The 17,673-nt window shown below is 58.2% G+C and carries 16 protein-coding genes; 10 read left to right on the top strand and 6 right to left on the bottom strand.

Features of this window, described 5'->3' with window-relative positions; translation table 11 throughout:
- Positions 1 to 588 precede the first annotated feature (588 nt).
- Genes ltnD through KIN_RS17795 form a run of 4 tightly spaced genes read left to right on the top strand, consistent with a single transcriptional unit; the run spans position 589 to position 4,194 of the window.
- Positions 589 to 1,533, top strand: a complete 945-nt coding sequence (gene ltnD, locus KIN_RS17810) for an L-threonate dehydrogenase (protein WP_159809628.1) — start codon at positions 589 to 591, stop codon at positions 1,531 to 1,533.
- A 2-nt stretch (positions 1,534 to 1,535) separates the two neighbouring features.
- A complete protein-coding gene (gene otnK / locus KIN_RS17805) occupies positions 1,536 to 2,786 on the top strand; it encodes a 3-oxo-tetronate kinase (RefSeq protein WP_159809580.1) in 1,251 nt (416 codons plus the stop codon).
- Positions 2,780 to 3,430, top strand: a complete 651-nt coding sequence (gene otnC, locus KIN_RS17800) for a 3-oxo-tetronate 4-phosphate decarboxylase (RefSeq protein ID WP_159809626.1) — start codon at positions 2,780 to 2,782, stop codon at positions 3,428 to 3,430. The genes otnK and otnC overlap by 7 nt, the downstream gene beginning before the upstream one ends.
- Positions 3,427 to 4,194, top strand: coding sequence for a hydroxypyruvate isomerase family protein (locus KIN_RS17795; RefSeq protein ID WP_159809578.1), 768 nt, complete (start codon positions 3,427 to 3,429; stop codon positions 4,192 to 4,194). The genes otnC and KIN_RS17795 overlap by 4 nt, the downstream gene beginning before the upstream one ends.
- On the opposite strand, the gene KIN_RS17790 is transcribed toward KIN_RS17795, so the two are convergent.
- The 5 genes from KIN_RS17790 to KIN_RS17770 all read right to left on the bottom strand — a co-directional run bounded on the left by KIN_RS17790 (position 4,191) and on the right by KIN_RS17770 (position 8,908).
- A complete protein-coding gene (locus KIN_RS17790; RefSeq protein ID WP_243144966.1) occupies positions 4,191 to 5,528 on the bottom strand; it encodes an FGGY-family carbohydrate kinase in 1,338 nt (445 codons plus the stop codon). The two genes, KIN_RS17795 and KIN_RS17790, sit on opposite strands and share 4 nt — an antisense overlap.
- Positions 5,479 to 6,447: a class II aldolase/adducin family protein gene (locus KIN_RS17785; protein ID WP_159809576.1), complete on the bottom strand. Its 969-nt coding sequence runs from the start codon at positions 6,445 to 6,447 to the stop codon at positions 5,479 to 5,481. Before KIN_RS17785 ends, KIN_RS17790 begins: the two co-directional genes overlap by 50 nt.
- Positions 6,444 to 7,298 carry a TIGR01459 family HAD-type hydrolase gene (locus tag KIN_RS17780; RefSeq protein ID WP_159809574.1) on the bottom strand — a complete coding sequence of 285 codons (855 nt, stop codon included), beginning with the start codon at positions 7,296 to 7,298 and terminating at the stop codon, positions 6,444 to 6,446. Before KIN_RS17780 ends, KIN_RS17785 begins: the two co-directional genes overlap by 4 nt.
- Entirely contained in the window at positions 7,295 to 8,170 is an 876-nt protein-coding gene (locus tag KIN_RS17775; protein ID WP_159809572.1) for an N-acyl homoserine lactonase family protein, read from the bottom strand. The genes KIN_RS17780 and KIN_RS17775 overlap by 4 nt, the downstream gene beginning before the upstream one ends.
- An 84-nt stretch (positions 8,171 to 8,254) precedes the next feature.
- Positions 8,255 to 8,908: a GntR family transcriptional regulator gene (locus tag KIN_RS17770; RefSeq protein WP_159809570.1), complete on the bottom strand. Its 654-nt coding sequence runs from the start codon at positions 8,906 to 8,908 to the stop codon at positions 8,255 to 8,257.
- 148 nt (positions 8,909 to 9,056) lie between these two features.
- Here KIN_RS17770 and KIN_RS17765 point away from each other — a divergent pair, with 148 nt between their 5' ends.
- The 6 genes from KIN_RS17765 (at position 9,057) to KIN_RS17740 (ending at position 15,185) form a co-directional block, all read left to right on the top strand.
- Positions 9,057 to 10,136, top strand: coding sequence for an ABC transporter ATP-binding protein (locus KIN_RS17765; protein WP_159809568.1), 1,080 nt, complete (start codon positions 9,057 to 9,059; stop codon positions 10,134 to 10,136).
- Between the two features lie 42 nt (positions 10,137 to 10,178).
- Positions 10,179 to 11,519 (top strand): extracellular solute-binding protein, encoded by a 1,341-nt coding sequence (locus tag KIN_RS17760; protein ID WP_159809566.1) that lies wholly within the window; start codon positions 10,179 to 10,181, stop codon positions 11,517 to 11,519.
- 63 nt (positions 11,520 to 11,582) lie between these two features.
- Positions 11,583 to 12,500: a carbohydrate ABC transporter permease gene (locus tag KIN_RS17755; protein ID WP_159809564.1), complete on the top strand. Its 918-nt coding sequence runs from the start codon at positions 11,583 to 11,585 to the stop codon at positions 12,498 to 12,500.
- Entirely contained in the window at positions 12,497 to 13,369 is an 873-nt protein-coding gene (locus KIN_RS17750) for a carbohydrate ABC transporter permease (RefSeq protein ID WP_159809562.1), read from the top strand. Before KIN_RS17755 ends, KIN_RS17750 begins: the two co-directional genes overlap by 4 nt.
- The gene (locus KIN_RS17745; protein WP_159809560.1) at positions 13,369 to 14,514 is read left to right on the top strand and encodes a Tm-1-like ATP-binding domain-containing protein; all 1,146 of its coding nucleotides are present in this window, start codon (positions 13,369 to 13,371) and stop codon (positions 14,512 to 14,514) included. The genes KIN_RS17750 and KIN_RS17745 overlap by 1 nt, the downstream gene beginning before the upstream one ends.
- On the top strand, positions 14,511 to 15,185 hold the full coding sequence (locus KIN_RS17740) for a class II aldolase/adducin family protein (protein WP_159809558.1): 675 nt from the start codon (positions 14,511 to 14,513) through the stop codon (positions 15,183 to 15,185). Before KIN_RS17745 ends, KIN_RS17740 begins: the two co-directional genes overlap by 4 nt.
- Before the next feature lie 65 nt (positions 15,186 to 15,250).
- Here KIN_RS17740 and gspD read toward each other — a convergent pair whose 3' ends face one another.
- Positions 15,251 to 17,665: a type II secretion system secretin GspD gene (gene gspD / locus KIN_RS17735; protein WP_159809556.1), complete on the bottom strand. Its 2,415-nt coding sequence runs from the start codon at positions 17,663 to 17,665 to the stop codon at positions 15,251 to 15,253.
- Between the last annotated feature and the right edge of the window lie 8 nt (positions 17,666 to 17,673).

Raw genomic sequence — 17,673 nt, 5'->3', positions numbered from 1 at the left:
CAGTCCAGCCGCTTGCCCTGCTCCCCCCAAAACGCCTCAGGATCAGACACAGACGACCAATACATCGACGCATACCCAGACGCATCAACATAACTCCCAGAAATAAACGAAGAAGACGGCGGGTGCGAAAGGTTCGTTTCAACAGCCTTGGTCGCAGTTTCGCTGGACATCATAATCCTCCCATAGATCAAATACGGAGGACGCAAGAGGCTGAGGGCATCGCCTGCCGGCCGTCAGCTTTTCAAGTTCCCCACGGTATATTTCTTAACATAACGATAACAAATTTTCTCAAAGCACTGAGTTAGCTTGGAATTATTGTAAATTTTTTTCCGGCACTTATTAATTTTGTAAATTTTGCCGGGGAAGAGCACTTGAAACAGGATGAAAAGCTCGCCTCTGTTGTAAATCGCGTAACGTGCCATGGATACTTGGAGTGAATATGTCGCAGGGCAATAGGCTTTCTGATTTGAGGGTCGGCAAAATTTAGCTGACCGCACCTGATCCTTTCCGACATCGCATGTCACGTTACGATTCTCTTGCGGCCACTCGCCTTGCAAACGGAAGACGCAAACCTTGCTTCAATTGCAAATGCGGAAAAGTCACGTCACGGTGCAAGGGTTAAGGCAGGGTTGGGAGGACCACGCAATGCGAATAGCCGTCGTTGGACTGGGGTCGATGGGGTACGGCGTCGCCACGTCGCTTTTGAAGGCCGGATATACAACTTACGGGTTCGATGTCGTCGACGCGCAGCGCGCACGGTTTTTGTCTGAGGGTGGCGCGCCGGGCGACCTCTCTAAAATTGCGCCCCAAATTGATACTGCTGTTCTGGTGGTTCTGAATGCCGCGCAAACAGCAGATGTCCTGTTCGGCCCTGACGGATTGGCGGCAAAAATGAAACCCGGATCGGTTGTGATCGCATGCGCCACTGTCGCGCCCGAGTTTGCGAGGGATATGGAGCGGCGGTGCGCAGAGCACGGCGTGCATTATCTGGACGCCCCGATCTCGGGCGGTGCCGCGAAGGCCGCCACGGGGGCGCTGTCTGTGATGGCATCCGGAACGAGGGACAGCTTTGCGGCCGCACGACCAGCTCTGAAAGCAATGGCCGAGACAGTGTTCGAGCTCGGGGACACCGCGGGCGCGGGATCGGCCATGAAAGCCGTCAATCAATTGCTCGCCGGGGTTCATATCGCCGCAATGGCCGAAGCGATAACGTTCGGCATGACCCAAGGCATTGCCCCGGATCAGTTCGTGGACGTTATAAGCAAATGCGCGGGTACAAGTTGGATGCTGGAAAACAGGGCGCCACACATCGTTGAAGGGGATTATACGCCGCGATCTTCGGTAGATATCTGGCCCAAGGATCTGGGCATCGTTCTCGACATCGCGAAAGCAGCCAAGTTCAGCGCGCCCATCACTGCTGTCGCCCTGCAGCAATTTCTGGCGGCGTCCGGATCGGGTCTGGGCGCGGAAGATGACGCAGCCGTTGCCAAAATATACGCCCGAAACGCGGGCCTCACTCTGCCGGGGGAATAGTCATGCTGTTGGGATGCATTGGCGACGATTTCACTGGATCCAGCGATCTGGCGAATACTCTGGCGAAGGGTGGAATGAAAACGGTGCAATACACCGGCGTGCCCAACAACCCTGCGGCAGCGGACGTGGAAGCGGGTGTAGTTGCGCTGAAATCTCGCTCAATCGAGCCCGTGGACGCCGTTGCCCAGTCGCTGGCGGCGCTCGAATGGCTCAAGAACCAAGGTTGTGAGCAGTTCTTCTTCAAGTATTGCTCCACCTTTGACAGTACGCCGGACGGCAATATCGGCCCAGTCGCAGACGCCCTTGCGGATGCGCTGGATGCCCATAAAATCATCGTTTGCCCTGCCTTTCCCGGGACAGGTCGCGCGATTTTTCAAGGACATCTCTTCGTTAATGACACACTGCTGAGCGAAAGCGGGATGGAGCATCATCCCCTGACCCCCATGACCGATCCGGACATTCGCCGTTGGCTTGCGCGCCAGACGTCGCAGTCTGTCGGACATGTCTCAACAAGCTCGGTCTTCGACGGCGCCGCGGCAATTGCAGACGCGCTGGAACGGGAACACAGCGCCGGGCACAGATATATTGTCGTGGACGCGATCCGGGATGCGGACCTTATAGAGATTGGCAAAGCGACACAGGACCTACCATTGATCACCGGCGGATCCGGCGTGGCGCTTGGATTGCCTGCGAACTACGCGGATCGGTTGAAAGCCCCGAAAAACGGTCCCGCGTGGCGCGCGCAGGATGGACCCTGCATCGCGTTGTCCGGATCATGTTCGCAAACAACCCGGTCGCAGGTGGACAAGCACAAGACCAATCATCCGAGCATTGAGATCACTGCTGAGGATGCGCTTTCGGGAACGGTAACGGCAGAACAACTCTCGTCACAGCTTCTGGACGCAGGCCACCTCGCCCTCGCCTACAGCTCCGCTGATCCCGCCGTCGTTGCACGCGCGCAAGCAGACTATGGCCGCGAGAACGTGGCGACTGCACTAGAGGGTCTCTTTGCCAACACGGCCAAAAGGCTGGTTGCAAGCGGGGTGACCAAACTGCTGATTGCAGGCGGCGAGACATCGGGCGCCGTTGTGGAAGCGTTACACCCCGAAGCGCTCGAGATCGGGCCCGAGATCGATCCCGGCGTTCCCGCCCTGCGCGCCCGAGATGACTTGGCGCTTGTTCTGAAATCCGGGAACTTCGGCGCCCCTGATTTCTTTGTAAAAGCCAACCGAATTCTGGAGGGCGGATCGTGAGCGAAACCAAGCTCCGCGAGCAGATGTGCCTGTTGGCGAAGTCGATGTTTGATCGCGGGCTGACGGCTGGCAGCACCGGAAATATCTCCGCCCGAACCGAAGATGGCGGGTTATTGGTCTCGCCAACAGGTACCAGCTTCGGTCGACTTGATCCGGCCCATTTGAGTAGATTTGACGCAAACGGGCACCAAACGGGCGGTCACAAACCGACCAAAGAGATGTCATTGCATCAGGCATTTTACGACACTCGCAGCACAGCTGGCGCTGTCGTCCACCTGCATTCCTGCCACTCCGTTGCGTTGTCCCTGCTGCCCGGTGCCGATGACGATAACTTTCTGCCACCACTGACCCCTTATTCGATCATGAAGCTGGGAAAGGTGAAGTTGCTGCCGTTCTTTATGCCCGGAGACACAGCGATGGGGAATGCGGTCCGCGGCTTGGCCGGGAAACGCTCAGCGGTCATGCTGGCAAACCATGGTCCGGTGGTCGCTGGCAAGGACGTAGAAGCCGCCTGTGATGCAATCGAGCAGTTGGAAGACACTGCACGCCTTGCCCTCCTGACCCAAGGCATGGCGCCCCGCTTGCTGACGGCAGAGCAGATCAAGGACGTTGTGACAAATTTCGACGTGGAGTGGGACACATGAGGCAGTTTTCAGCAAATCTCGGGTTTCTCTGGAATGACCTGCCGTTGCCAGACGCCATCCACGCGGCCAAGCGCGCGCGTTTCGATGCGGTGGAATGCCATTGGCCGTATGACACGCCCTCTGAAGACGTCAAAGCCGCACTCAAAACACACGGGCTGAGGATGCTGGGTCTCAACACCTCGCGCGGGGATGTGTCCGCTGGTGAAAACGGTCTGTCTGCCCTTCCGGGCCGGGACGCCGACGCGCGGGCGGCAATTGACGAAGCCCTTAAATACGCGTCAGACGTTGGCGCTGGCGCAGTTCATGTCATGGCTGGCTTCAGTGCGGGTGATGCCGCACGATCAACCTTCATCCGCAATCTCGACTACGCCACCGAACAGGGGGCGAAGCACAGCATCACGATCCTGATCGAGCCACTTAACGGTTACGACGCGCCGGGCTATTTCCTCCAGACCACGGATCAGGCGGCGTCTTTGATAAGGGAGATCGACCGGCCCAATCTGAAGCTGATGTTTGACTGCTATCACGTGCAACTGATGGAAGGTGATCTAAGCCACAGGATGGAAAATCTCTTGCCGATTATCGGTCACATCCAGTTCGCCTCTGCCCCGGATCGCGGCCCGCCGGACGGCGGTGAAATCAACTTTGCGCACGTCTTCGATCTGATAGACGAGCTCGGATACGACAAGCCTCTAGGTGCGGAGTACAAGCCAAAAGGTCCAACCGACGCCAGCCTTAAGTGGATGGATCGCCTCAGGGGTTAACTTTGCGTGGCCGCTGTCAGGCCCATGGCAAGCATCGCCGCGCCGATGGCGGCCTCCGCCCTTGGTGATGTCTCGACAGGAACACCAAGGACCCGCGCCCTGATCGCAGTCCAGACATCATTTTCAGCACCACCGCCCGCCGTCAGCACGCGGCTGACGGGTGGTCCGCCGAGATCTTTGATCAATCCATAGCACTGCCCTTCGATCCGCGCGATGCTTTCCAACAGGCCGTGTAGAAAAGCCGCGTCAGAGGCCGGACGCGGTGTATCGCGAGGCGCAAGATTGGGGTCATTGATCGGAAACCGTTCCCCCACTGCGGGAAGTGGATGGTAATCGTAGGGGCTGATTTCGCTGGCGTCGATCGCTTCACTCAGCGTCGACATTTGGTCCGGATCAAAGTGTCGAAGCAGTGCGCCGCCGCCCGTGTTTGAAGCACCTCCGACCAGCCATGAAGACCCCAGCCGATGGCTGTAAAGCCCGTGGGCAACACTGTCGACGCGAATATCCGACAGCAGTTTGATTGCCAGTGTTGTACCAAGGGATGTCACACCTTCCCCTTGTGTCGTCGCCCCTGACGCCAGAAATGCGGCGATGCTGTCCGTCGTGCCAGCGTGCATGATCAGATCCGGCGACAGACCAAAGTCCTGGGCGACCTCTCCGGCAATTGGCGCGACCGCTTCGCCACATCGATGTACCTTGGGCAACTGCTCCAAAGGGATGGCAAGGCGCTCGAACCAAGCGGGCCATGATAAAGTTTCCGGGTCGAACCCCAATTTAAGCGCATTGTTGTCGTCGGAATGACCGGGCGCGCGGGTCAGTCTCGCCAAAATGAAGTCCGCTTGATGGAGCAGATAGCGTGCACGGTCTGCTTGGTCTGATGTTAGCAAAGTCAGGTAGCGCGCCAAAGCGGAGCTTGATCCGCGCGTGATATGTCCCTCGGGCGCAAGGCGCGCGATCTGCTCTGCGCCTTCGTGAAATCCCGACGAGTTGTAGAGCAGCCCTAATCCAATCGGACGGATGTCTTCATCGACCAGAACCATCGTGCCCGACGTGCCGTCTATCGACGCATGCACGATGTCATGCGGATCAAGCCCTATCTGCCTCAGCGCTTTGACCTGGGCGCGCAAGCAATCCGACACGCCGCCCCACCACGCATCCGCATCGCCTGTGGCGGCACCGGGGCGATGGGGCGCCCGTGCGTCCGAGACAAGTGTTCCGGATGGATCGATTACCGCCGTCCGGACCCCCGATGTCCCGATATCTATTCCAAGCCCCAGCATCGGTTCAGGATGATACCTGTCGTTGGGCGAGCGCTTGGCGGTACTTCTCCGCATCCCAATCCAGCAATTCGGCCTCAGCCGCCTCCCCGATAGGTGTCACGGTCCAATTCTCTGGCAATCGTTCCAAGACATCGGCAAGGCAGATCAACATGGCCCTCTGCGTTTTGGTCGCATCTTTACGCAAGGCGACACCAACGTTCGGAATCAGGAATGCGGGTGCGCCATCCATGGGTTGTTTTGGCAAAGCAGGTCCAAGAAATACGACGTGATCGGGATAGAGCGACCCCGACGTCGCCATGTTGAAGCACCGCTCATTCCGCGCCAACTCACCCGCTTCGCCGACCCAATCAAACCCGTCAGGCGGATCGGTTTCAGGAGGGACGCCCAGCACGGTACGCCGCTTGAGCGCCAGACGCCGTTCAACCTTTTGAACGAGCGCATCAACCTCCGCGACGGTGGTGCCACAGCAGATCAGCCCGTGATTTTGCAGGACAATGACCTGACTGTCCGGCTGCACGCTCGCAAGGATTTGCGTCGTCAGATCACGCCCCGGTTTCGCATATGGCACGCAGCCGGGCCTCAGATCGGAAAGACTTTCTTTCAGCGCCTCAAGACCATCCGGCGAGATCGCATGTGTGATTGTGTTGACCGAATGCGTATGGAACACGATCGGCCAATCCAGCGCCGCGTGGAACGTTGTTTCGATCGAAGGCCTGAGCGTCTGGGAAGGATCGATGACAGCATCCCTGCACGTTCCGTCACCGTGCCCGTGCGCCTCAGCCACGGCTTTTGCAAGATCGACACCGACGAAAATATCCTCGGTCCGCGCGTCTGCCAGCATTTTCCCGGATGCCTTGATCCACATCTCTGATCCGATCTTGATGGAGGAATTTCCCCCGGGCCCCTGAATCTGCAGGCGATCAGAACCAAGCCGGGCCGACAAAGCCAAAAAATCGTCCGGGATCTTTGTCATCTGAGGGTCTCCATCACATATGTCGGCTGGGGAGTTCCGGTTTTTTCCGTGAGCGCTTTCAGATCCGCCGTCATAGCATCCGAGCTCAAATCCGTTGCGTGGATACCCCCGGCGATCAGACACGTCGCCCACCCAGCAGCGTGGCCGCCAGCAATGTCGTGATGCAGGGAGTCCCCTACGATCAGCGTCCGCTCAGGAGCGACAGCAAGCGCATCACTGATCGAGGTGAAAACCGGCCCGTGGGGTTTCCCATAAAAGACAACCTTTACCCCGCGTTTCGCGGCCTCATGCGCCAACGCCCCTGGCGAGGTTACAAGCGCGCCGCCTGCGCGCGGTGACGTCACATCCGGATTTGAACAGTAGATCGGCAAGCCGCGCACGACAGCCGCATCAAGCGCCTCTGCCTGCTCTGGCGTCGCACCATCGTCGGGAATACCCATCAGCAGAATGGCCTCCGCCGCATCGACGGTGTGCGCAAGCTCAATATCCAATCCAGTTGCCCAGTCATCGGCATCGTCCGGATCGCGTGTTATTGCAAAGAGCGAGCGGCCAGCGGTCAGATGTCCCGTCGAGATATCCAGCCACAGCGCCTCGCCGGATGTCATCACGCAATCGAAACGGATTTCCGAGAAACCCATGGCTGATATGCGCGCCAAGTTAAGATCCGCGCGCTTGCCTGAGTTGGACAGGACACCCAGTTTTGGCCCGCTGGCCTGCTTTGACAGGTTGCGCAGCGCCTCTACCGCGCCGGAATAGGGCGCGCTGCCGTCATGCAGCACGCCCCATTGATCAAAGACAATCGCATCGAATGAGCCAGCGATCTCCGCCATGCGTTCGATGCGGTGTGTCACGACTTGTGAGACTTTTCCGATGCGATGGCAGTTCCGGGGGGCATATCACCAAAATAGAAGGCGTATCCCGGAATATGCTTCCGCCGCTCCCGCAGTTTCATACCTTCGAACGGATAGACCTCATGGTCGCCGCAGGCCTCGTCATGGCACGGCAGGATGTAATCCGCACGTTTGTCGATCTCCTCGACGGATTGCCATCCTTCGACTGAATTCACGAACCGTGCTGGCACCCAGTAGCGCCACTTTTCTTCTTCGTTCGGCTCAAGGTTGCGCGCCTGAAAGATTGCATCGCCCGCCACGACAATATCACCGGCGGACGTTGCAACCGTGACGGCCATATGGCCAACCGAGTGACCCGGCGTATGGAACATCGTGATTCCCGGCAGTACCTCGGTCTCGTCGTCAATCAGCTCGAACTGGCAGCCATAGTACGCGGGCTCAATGCCAAGGATCGGGCTTTCATAGGTGCGGTAGTAAAGCGGCAGGGGATTATAGGCCATCACGATTTCTTTGCGGGGCGCAATGAACCGCGCATTCGGAAACTCACGCATGTTCTGCACATGATCCCAGTGCAGGTGCGTAAAGATGATTGCATCAATCTCGGACGGATCGACGCCTAGCTTTTCAGGAAGGTGCTTGTGAACTTCCGTGCAGCCCCGCTTTTCGCACTTATGATGGTACTTGGTCGCGCGCGGTTCATCACAAAGGCCCGTATCAATGAGGATCTTGTGCTCGCCGGTATCGACGTAGAAGCAATAACACGGGTTCCAGATTTTTTCGCCCGCAGGGCCTTTCCAGAAAATATAGGTACCCAGATCAGCCTCAAGCCAGCCTGTATTGATTGGATAAATCTTCGTTTCCGCTATGCCCATGGGGTTCCTCCAGATCAGTTCAGGATCTTTTGTATACAAAGATTTGCCTTTGTCTACGCATATGAGGAAAGAAATGCAAAAAGCTTAGTTTGCCGCCAGCACCCGCATGAAACTGGCTGTCATATGTTCCCGCATACCCTCTGCTGCGATGTTGGAATCCGCTGAGAATATTTTCGCAAGAAGTTCCTCATGACTTTGCGCAGACGCGATCAGATCGCCCGTCGCTGCGAATTTCTTCGCCCTGAACGGACCAGTCCTGCGCCGAAAATCAGACGCGATGTCAAAAATGTAGGGGTTCTCCGTCGCGCGGTAGAGGGACAAGTGAAATGCCTCGTTCGCTCTAAGGTAGCCAGGAAGGTCGCCATCTCGTGCTGTGCGCGTACATTCTGCCTGCGCTGCTTCAATCTCAGACCGAGCCAAAAGCGTAAGCCGCTGTGCGGCAAGCCTTGCACACAAGGCTTCAATCTCATGCATGGCCTCAAACATCTGGGCAAGTTCTTCACGGGTATACTGCGCCACGCGCATCCCCCGACGATCCCCCGACTCGAGCACACCTTGCGCCGCAAGCCTGCTCAATGCTTCCCGGACGGGCGTTCTGGAGACCCCGAATCTTGCAGCAAGTTTGGTTTCATCTAACCGCGCACCGGCTTCTATCTGACCCGCGGCGATATCTTCGAGCAGCTCAGCTTCTATCCGTTGAGCCGTAGATCCCCGGGGGGAGGCATCTTTTCCGTCCATGCAACCCTCACGCAATTGCTATGTCATTTATCAAAGCCCTATCAGACTTCCACGCGCTCACCAACGGAATTCACACCTTCTGCACATTTTCAATTGATTTTGTATACAAAACATGCGTCTCTCAACGTGAAACAGGGATTGGGGGACCATGCCCGAGATAAAACTGGACGGTTTGCGCAAGGACTATGGCGCAGTAAGCGTCATAGAAAACTTGAATCTGTCGATGGAAGACGGCGAGTTTACCGTGCTTGTCGGTCCCTCCGGCTGCGGTAAGTCCACGACCCTGCGAATGATTGCAGGCCTGGAAAACGTGACTGCAGGCCGGATTGAGATCGACGGTCGCGACGTGTCAAAGCTCGATCCGAAAGAGCGTGATCTGGCGATGGTGTTTCAGGACTACGCCCTCTACCCGCACATGAACGTCGCAAAGAACATGTCCTTTGCCCTACGACTTGCCCGCTACAGCAAGGCCGAGATCAACAAGCGCGTCACCGAAGTGGCCGAGATCCTTGATCTGTCAGCCCACCTGAACCGCAAACCCGCGGAACTGTCGGGGGGTCAGCGGCAGCGAGTCGCGATGGGCCGCGCGCTTGTGCGCGACGCCGGTACGTTCCTGTTTGACGAGCCTCTGTCCAATCTGGATGCGAAGTTGCGCGGTCAGATGCGGGCGGAACTGGCCCTGATGTCTCAACGCATCAACAAGAACATGATCTACGTCACGCATGATCAGGTTGAGGCGATGACACTCGGGGATCGGATCGTTGTGATGAAGGCCGGTCAGATCATGCAGGCTGGCACACCGGAAGAACTCTACCGCAAACCTGCCAATGTGTTTGTGGCTGGCTTCATCGGATCTCCGCCAATGAATTTCCTCATCGCAGAGCTCCGTGATGAAGCAGGCACCGTTCGGCTGGAGGGTTCGGGTTTCTCAATTCCGATCCCCGCAGAACGAGCGGCCAGTCTTACGCAGCACACCGGCAGAACGGTGACCGTTGGGATCCGACCAAGTGGTTTCACAGAAAGCGATGCAGCAAATGCGACCGAGATGCCCGTTCTGCTGTCGGAGTATGTGGGTGCTCAATCGGTTCTGATCTCAGAGTTGGGCGGCGCGCGCGTGACCATCGAGGTCAACTCGGTTGCGCCGGTGCGCAGCGGCGAGGTTCGAAAATTTCAGATCGAGCGGGAGGAGTTGCATCTCTTCGATCCAAAAACCGAGGCGGCGTTGTAGACGCGCCTCAGCCATATCACGAAAAGCATCTGGGAGGATGACATGACGAAACACATGAAACTAACCTTTGCGGCCGCCGTGGTCGCGTCGCTCGGGGCCCCGGCCTTGGCCGACGGGCACATACCCGCGCCGTACCAGCCCTATGCGGGCACGACGCTGGTGGTGAATTTCCCGGCGCACCCGCATTATAACGCAGCGATCAAGGTACTTCCGGAGTTCACCAAGCAGACCGGGATCGAAGTTGAGGTCGATCAGCTTCAGTACCTCAAAATGCGCGAACGCCAGACGCTGGAACTGACCAAGCGCGAGGGCGACTATGACCTGATCTCGTACGTTGTGTTCTCGAAAGCGGACTACGTCTTTGCGGATCAGTTGGAAAATCTGGCGCGGTTCTTCATGAACCCCAAGCTGGCCGACCCGAACTACGACAGCGCCGATCTGATCGACGGGTATGTCGAAAACATCGGTCTCGCGGGCGGCGAGAAGGGATACCTCCCTGGCCCAACCGCCTCACTCTACGGCATTCCATTCGGGTCAGAGACCTCCGTTCTGGGCTATCGCAAGGACATCTTTGAAAAGCACGGTCTGGAAGTGCCGACGACCTATGACGAGTTGCTCGATCTGGCCTGCCGGATCCCCGAACTGGAGCCTGAGATGGGCGGTCTTGCCTCCCGCGCGGCGTCCGGCCACCAAGCCAGCCATGCGTTTCTCTTACACCTGAACCCTCTGGGTGGTGGTATTTTTGATGACAGTTGGGAGCCGATCGTCAACAACGAAACGGGCGTCGAAGCAGCAAACGCCCTGAAAACCATCGTGGATTGCGGCATCGAAGGCAGCCAGACATTCGGCCCATCGGAAGCTGCCGCAGCCTTTGCGCAGGGCGATTATGCGATGTTCCTCGACAGCATTGCGTTCGCAGCCACCTTCGAAGATCCCTCCAAAAGCCAGGTCGTCGGACAGGTCGGTTGGGCGCTGCACCCGGAGGGTGTGAAGCGGGCCTCGCAAACTGGTGGTTTCGGCATCGGCATCCCGAAGAATGCGCAGAACAAGGAAGCTGCGTTCCTTCTGATGCAATGGCTGACGTCCAAGGAAGCGGATCTGATGATTGCCATGGAAGGCGGAAACCCATCGCGGTTCTCGACTTACGAGAATGCCGAACTGAACGCGAAGTACCCCTATGCTGCGACCTTCGGGGAAGCACTTAAATACGCGGACCCGGACTGGCGCCCGATCATCCCGACATGGGGCAAGATCAACGCGGATCTCGGCACGACGCTGAGCCAGATCATCACGGAAGGTCTGGACGTCCAAGAAGGCTTGAATGGCGTTGCAGAGCGCAGCCGGGCCATCATGGACGACGCCGGTTATTACACTTGGAACTGATCTGAATACGGTCGGACCGGGGCGATGTGTTCCGGTCCAACGACCTAAGACGATGGGGACATCATGACGACTGCCAGCGCCAACAGACTGACCCCATACCTCTTCTTGGCGCCCGCCCTCATCGTGCTCGCGGTCGCACTGCTCTATCCCATCTGCTACATGATCTACGCCAGTTTTCTGGACTGGAACCCCAGCCAGCGTATTGGCGAAGCGGACTGGGTCGGTTTGCGCAACTACGCCAACCTTCTGGGCGACGGAGCCTTCCGCGAAAGCCTCTGGGTCACCATAAAATTTGCTGCAATTGTTGTGACCGCCGAGATGGTGCTGGGCGTGGGCCTGGCCCTTCTTCTGGATCGCAACATTCGCGGCATGTCGGTCCTGCGCACGCTGTTCATCCTGCCCATGATGATCGCACCCATCGTGGTCGGTCTCATGTGGCGCTACATGTATCATCCGACGGTCGGCATCTTTAACCGAACGCTCGACAATCTTGGCCTGCCCACCGTGCCTTGGCTATCCGATGGGAACTGGGCCTTTGCCAGCATCATCATCGCGGACATCTGGCAGTGGACACCCTTCATCTTCATCCTGTCTCTGGCCGCCCTGCAGTCTCTTCCGCAATCGGCAATCGAGGCCAGCAAGATCGACGGCGCGTCTGGCTGGCAGACAATCCTTTACATCAAGCTGCCGCTCATGGCGCCGGTTCTCATCGTGACCTGCCTCTTGCGTCTGATCGATGCGTTCAAGGTGCTTGAGGTCATCTTGGTCCTGACCAATGGCGGGCCGGGTCTGTCCACAGAAATCCTGTCACTCCGCATCGCACGCACCGCGTCCGAGTTCCGGGAACTGGGGGTGGCTGCGGCTATGTCGAACTTCCTTCTGATCCTGCTGATGGTCCTGACCATCGCCATGTATCTCTACAACAAAGCGGCAGAGATGCGCGCGGCGCGGATACGAGCCGCAGCGGAGGAAACATCATGAGCGCCCCCGCAACAGGCAAGCAGAACCCTGCCTTCTACGCCCTTCTCTGCGCCTTGATCATCATGGCCATCGGGCCCGTGCTGATGATGCTGATCACGTCCCTGAAACTCAACGTCGACATCATGTCCGACACGTCCGGGCTCTTGTTCATGCCGACCCTGCGGAACTACGAAACCGCCCTGTGCGACATGCTCTGGTATGACCCGGCCCATGTGGATTACTGCGATCCGACCTTCGGCCGCGCTTTGGTCAACTCGCTGATCATCTCGATCACCTCCACGATCCTGACGCTTGTGATTGGAACGATGGCCGCCTACGCGCTCGTCAGGTTCAGGTTCATGGGGCGCGACGCGGTATCCCTGACAACGCTGATGATGCGGATGGTCCCGCCTGCCGTTCTGCTGGTTCCGGTCTTCGGCATCTGGACCTTTCAGTTTGCCATCGACGGCACGCGCGCGGGCATCGTTCTGATCTACGTCGCAATGAACCTGCCTTTCGTGATCTGGATCCTTCAAAGCTTCATCGTGCAGGTGCCGATCCAGCTTGAGGAAGCCGCACGCATGGATGGGGCCGGACCATTTCAGGTCTTCTTTCTCGTGGTTCTGCCGCTTATCAAACCGGGACTGGCCGCCGCTTCGATCTTCACCTTCCGCATCGCGTGGAACGAATTCCTGCTGGCGAACGCATTGGCGGACCGAAACAGCCGGACCGTGCCGGTGACCATCGTGAATTCCCTCACGGAATTTGAGATCGACTGGGGGGTCATCATGGCCACCGGCATGTTGCTGGCCATCCCGCCGATCTTGTTCACGTTGCTCGCATCCCGTCAGATCATCACGGGCATGACTGCAGGGGCCGTGAAGGGCTGATGAGCGTTCTACTGCTCGCCACCTACGACACCAAGTTCGCGGAAGCAGAGTATCTGATGGACGCCTTGACCGCTTTGGGCGTGCCGACAGAGAAATGCGATATCTCCCTTGGATCGAAGGGGCAGCATTGGGGGGCCGCCGAAAAGGTCGCTGCGATGGAACAGGCCGCGGCGCGCGCTCTGGATCATCTCGCGACAGCCCCGCAAACGGGACGGAGGATGATTGCGGCGATCGGTGGCGGCACAGGCGGGCAGATCGCCTTGCGGGTCCTGCGCGAGATGCCAATAGAAATGCCCAAGGTCCTGATCTCTACCCTGCCCTTTGACCCACGCTACGCGCTGGCAGACAACGCCATCATTCTGGTACCGACGATGGCGGATCTGTCTGGTCTGAACGCGACCGTTCGCCAATCCCTGGACCGGGCCGCAGCCATTCTGGGCGGGCTCTATGACGCAAGTCTACCGACCGGAAACGTGGCGATTGACCCATCCGTTGGCGTGACCTCCCTTGGCGTGACCGGACCGGGCACCGATGCCTTGCTCGGGCATCTGCGCGCCGTCGGGGAAGAAGCGACCGTCTTTCACGCCAACGGGTTTGGTGGGGCCGCCTTTGCCCGATGGTGCAACGCCGGGGCCTTTAAGGCGGTGATCGACTACACCCCGCACGAGTTGACGCGGATTTTCGTCGCAGGCGTTCACACCGCGATGCCCGACCGCTTTACCGCTTACTGCGATCTGCCCCGCGTGATCTTGCCCGGCGGGGTGAACTTCATCGGTATGGGGGAGCCTGACCTGATGCCTGACATCTATCGTGCGCGATCGCACTATTCCCACTCGCCGCTGTTCACCCATGTGAAATGCACGGCGGACGAAATTACGAGATGCGCCCGGAAGCTGGCCGACGCGTTGCTAAGCGGCAAAGGCCCAGCACATGCTTTGTTACCGATGGGCGGGTTTTCATCCGAGGACCGGCCCGGTGGCGCAATCGAAGACAGCAACTTGCGCGAAGCCTTCGCCGAAGAAATCGAAGGCACCTTGAGCGGTCGTGTCGAAATCACGCGCCTGCCCCATCACATCAATGATCCCGACTGCGCGAAAGCTGCCGCGGACGCGTTGACCACCGTTATCACAGAGGAAGTCCCATGAGCACGCTTGATCCGAACGACATTGAGGCAAAGAAAGACGCACTGATCTGGTCAGCCCGCCGCTGCTTTGACCTTGGCCTTCAAACCAACGCCGGTGGCAACCTGTCCGTGCGCCTGAGCGCGGCGGACGCCATCGTCATCAAGCCGTCGGGTGTCGGCTTTGCCGAGTGTACGCGGGACAATTTACAGGTTGTCCATCTGGATGGAACGATCGAACCCTCATCGTTCAAACCCTCGAAAGATCTTGATTTCCATCTCAATCTTTATCGCATCCGGTCCGACATCAACGCGATCGTCCACTGCCACAGCCCGTGGGCCACAGGCTTTGCAAGCGCGGGTCTGGAAATCCCGTGCCTCACAGTCCAGACAATCGAGAAAATCGGACGCATGCCGCTGATCCCACTTTCATCAAATGGCGGACCGCAGACAGAGGTCGAAATCACGCCGGTCTTCAAAGATCCCAGCATTCGCGCGGCGGTTTTGGCCAATCACGGAACGATTGGGGTCGGGCCGACGCTCACGAAAGCGCAGTACCTGGCCGAAATCATCGAAGAAACCGCCCATATCGCGTTTGTGCGCGATACACTGATGGCAGCCCACGGGAAAACCGCCGCCGACTTGCCGCAGTATGGAACCGCGATGGAAGCAAAAGCCGCACGGCAAGCGTCCTAACCTCGCCAAAAACAGAAAGGGCGCCAATCCGAAGATCGGCGCCCTTCCCACTCTTGGAGGAAAATCTACTTCTTCGAGATGTAACAGTCGGTGCGCACGTCGATGCAAAGCTGCCGCGCATCGGCCGGACTCAGCGGACCTACGGACACCAAGGTCATGTCGCCACTCGTCAGATAGCTCGGGCTCACCGTTTTCAGCACCGCGCCATCCGTTCGAAGGATCTTGGACCAGTGCTTCGTGGCATCTGCCTGAGATTTGAACGACCCCAGCACCGCAAAGTGAGACCCCGCTGCAATCGGCTGCTGCGTGACTGCGGCCACCGCAGCCGTCGCAACATTGGCGTTGCGGGTCGATGTCTCGGGCTTGGCCGCTGCCACCGCAACAGGCTCTTGGCTCGTGCTGTTCCGCGACACGCTGTCCTCATTGAACCGGCGAGAGTTCTCGGTGCGCGTCGACGGCACGTTGATGGTGGTGCTCAGCGACGCATCATCAAGACGCAGGGATTCCACGCGGGAGCGCAATTGAGATGTCACGCGGCGCGCATCCATCCGGTTGTTCACGATCCGGGGTGTGATCAGCACCAAAAGCTCCGTCTGTCTGTTGGACCGGCTTGTCCGACCAAAGAGCTTGCCCGCGACAGGGATGTCTTTCAGAACCGGGATGCCACTGTTGCCACGCGATCCCTCTTTCGAGAACAGACCACCCAGAACAATTGTCTCTCCACTGTCGACCGCAACAGAGCTGTTGACCGTCCGCTGCGAAATAATTGGGTTACCCGTATCCGCATCCGTTTCGCCGACCGAGCTGACCTCTTGCCCGATGTTCAGAATAACCGATCCGGAGGAATTGATGCGAGGGGTCACCTCGAAGATCACACCGGTGTCGCGATACTCAACCGTCGAGATGAAGACATCGCTGTCATTGTCCGCATCCTGAGAGGTGCGCACAGATGTCGGCACCTGATCACCCACAACAAGCCGCGCGGACTCGTTATTGAGGATCATGAGGTTCGGTGACGAGATCACATTGATCGAGGTCACATCATCCAGCGCATCAATCACCACGTCAGGTGTTGCACCGCCAAGCGAAAGGCTAAAGCCGGGCAGATCAGGTGCGATCGGGCTCGCGCTATCAAGCCGGGACAGGCCAATACTGTCGCCGCTGTCCTCGAAGAAATACTGCACACCGTAGCGCAGATCATTCGTCAGGCTGACCTCGACAATCGTGGCTTCCACCAGAACCTGCCGCTGCGGCACGTCCAAGCGGTGCAAGATGCCTAGAACGCGCTCGTATTCATCTGGTGTCGCGTGGATCAGCAAAGTGTTGGTAGCTTCGCTTGCCACGATCCGGGTCGCGTTCAGCGTACCTTGCGTGTTGCCGAACTCTGCGCTTGCTTCCAGTATCTCCGCCTCTGCGTTTTCATCCGAACCGGCGCTTTCGACCGAGACACCGAGGATCTGCGACAGGGTTGGTCCAATATCGCTGGCACGGGCATATTTCATGTCATAGGAATAGACCTGCGCGTCGTTCTGACCTTCTTGTGTCAAACGTTTGATCCACACAGAGACGTTGGCCAGCGCGTTGGGCGTCTTCGCGACCGCAAGGATCGAGTTGTTCTCCGGGATGACCTCGAACACGGTGATCGGCTCAAAGTTGTCATCGGTCTCGACGACACGCTCCAGACCCCGCACGATGGATTGCGCCGAGCGCCCTTTGATCGGGAAGATCCCGACAGAGCGGTTGGCGAGCCAGTTCACGTCGAAGCTCGTGATCGTTTTCTGCCAGCTTTTCTGGTCTGCCGATGTACCGGCAAGAACGATGATATTCCGTTGCGCATCGATGCCGACGATGCCGTTGCCGGCGAAGGGCTGCAGGATCGCTGCCATTTCCTGAGCGCCGATGTTTTGCAACGGGACAACCCGGATCGTATAGCCGGGCAGCACGTCCCGCGCGGTGGTCACACCCAAAGACAGATCACCGGACAGGGGAACGATCGCAAAGATGTCACCACGTCGGATCAGCGCCGCATTGTTTTGTTTGAGGCCCAGCTCAAACACTTCGATCGCGGTGGTCCGCGTGATCGGCTGCGACGATCTGATGTTCACAACGCCTTCGACGCCGGGGTCGATGACGTAGTTTTCCTTGAGCAGCTCACCGAGGATGGCCGCTGCTGCTGTTTCGATATCAACGTTCACGAGATTGAGCGAAACGGTCCGCTCGCCGTTCTCGTTTACAAAGTCACTGTCACGCAGCAATGGGACACGACCGGGGAAGATCGTACCATCCCCCGCAGCAACCTGACTGGCCGACGTGACACGTCCCTGGTTGCGTGCATAGGCCGAGTTGTCGCCGCCTCCAAGGATGGTTTTTGCACGCCATCCTTCGATCTCGTTGTCCGTTTTGTTGCGATCAACAGTTTGTAGTTCTTCACATCCCAACAGCACTGATGCTGTCGCCAAGAGCAACGCAAACTTTTTCATCTTTTCTG

This window comes from Litoreibacter roseus, assembly GCF_009811795.1.
Lineage (GTDB): Bacteria > Pseudomonadota > Alphaproteobacteria > Rhodobacterales > Rhodobacteraceae > Litoreibacter > Litoreibacter roseus.
Note: the sequence above shows the minus strand (reverse complement) of the source record. Positions and strands in the feature narration are given on the sequence as shown.

Coding starts and splice junctions, on each gene's coding strand:
- KIN_RS17755 (WP_159809564.1), top strand. CDS start 11,583: ATGACGACTGCCAGCGCCAACAGACTGACCCCATACCTCTTCTTGGCG.
- KIN_RS17760 (WP_159809566.1), top strand. CDS start 10,179: ATGACGAAACACATGAAACTAACCTTTGCGGCCGCCGTGGTCGCGTCG.
- KIN_RS17795 (WP_159809578.1), top strand. CDS start 3,427: ATGAGGCAGTTTTCAGCAAATCTCGGGTTTCTCTGGAATGACCTGCCG.
- KIN_RS17765 (WP_159809568.1), top strand. CDS start 9,057: ATGCCCGAGATAAAACTGGACGGTTTGCGCAAGGACTATGGCGCAGTA.
- KIN_RS17785 (WP_159809576.1), bottom strand. CDS start 6,447: ATGACAAAGATCCCGGACGATTTTTTGGCTTTGTCGGCCCGGCTTGGT.
- gspD (WP_159809556.1), bottom strand. CDS start 17,665: ATGAAAAAGTTTGCGTTGCTCTTGGCGACAGCATCAGTGCTGTTGGGA.
- KIN_RS17740 (WP_159809558.1), top strand. CDS start 14,511: ATGAGCACGCTTGATCCGAACGACATTGAGGCAAAGAAAGACGCACTG.
- KIN_RS17790 (WP_243144966.1), bottom strand. CDS start 5,528: ATGCGGAGAAGTACCGCCAAGCGCTCGCCCAACGACAGGTATCATCCT.
- ltnD (WP_159809628.1), top strand. CDS start 589: ATGCGGAAAAGTCACGTCACGGTGCAAGGGTTAAGGCAGGGTTGGGAG.
- KIN_RS17745 (WP_159809560.1), top strand. CDS start 13,369: ATGAGCGTTCTACTGCTCGCCACCTACGACACCAAGTTCGCGGAAGCA.
- KIN_RS17750 (WP_159809562.1), top strand. CDS start 12,497: ATGAGCGCCCCCGCAACAGGCAAGCAGAACCCTGCCTTCTACGCCCTT.
- otnK (WP_159809580.1), top strand. CDS start 1,536: ATGCTGTTGGGATGCATTGGCGACGATTTCACTGGATCCAGCGATCTG.
- KIN_RS17770 (WP_159809570.1), bottom strand. CDS start 8,908: ATGGACGGAAAAGATGCCTCCCCCCGGGGATCTACGGCTCAACGGATA.
- KIN_RS17775 (WP_159809572.1), bottom strand. CDS start 8,170: ATGGGCATAGCGGAAACGAAGATTTATCCAATCAATACAGGCTGGCTT.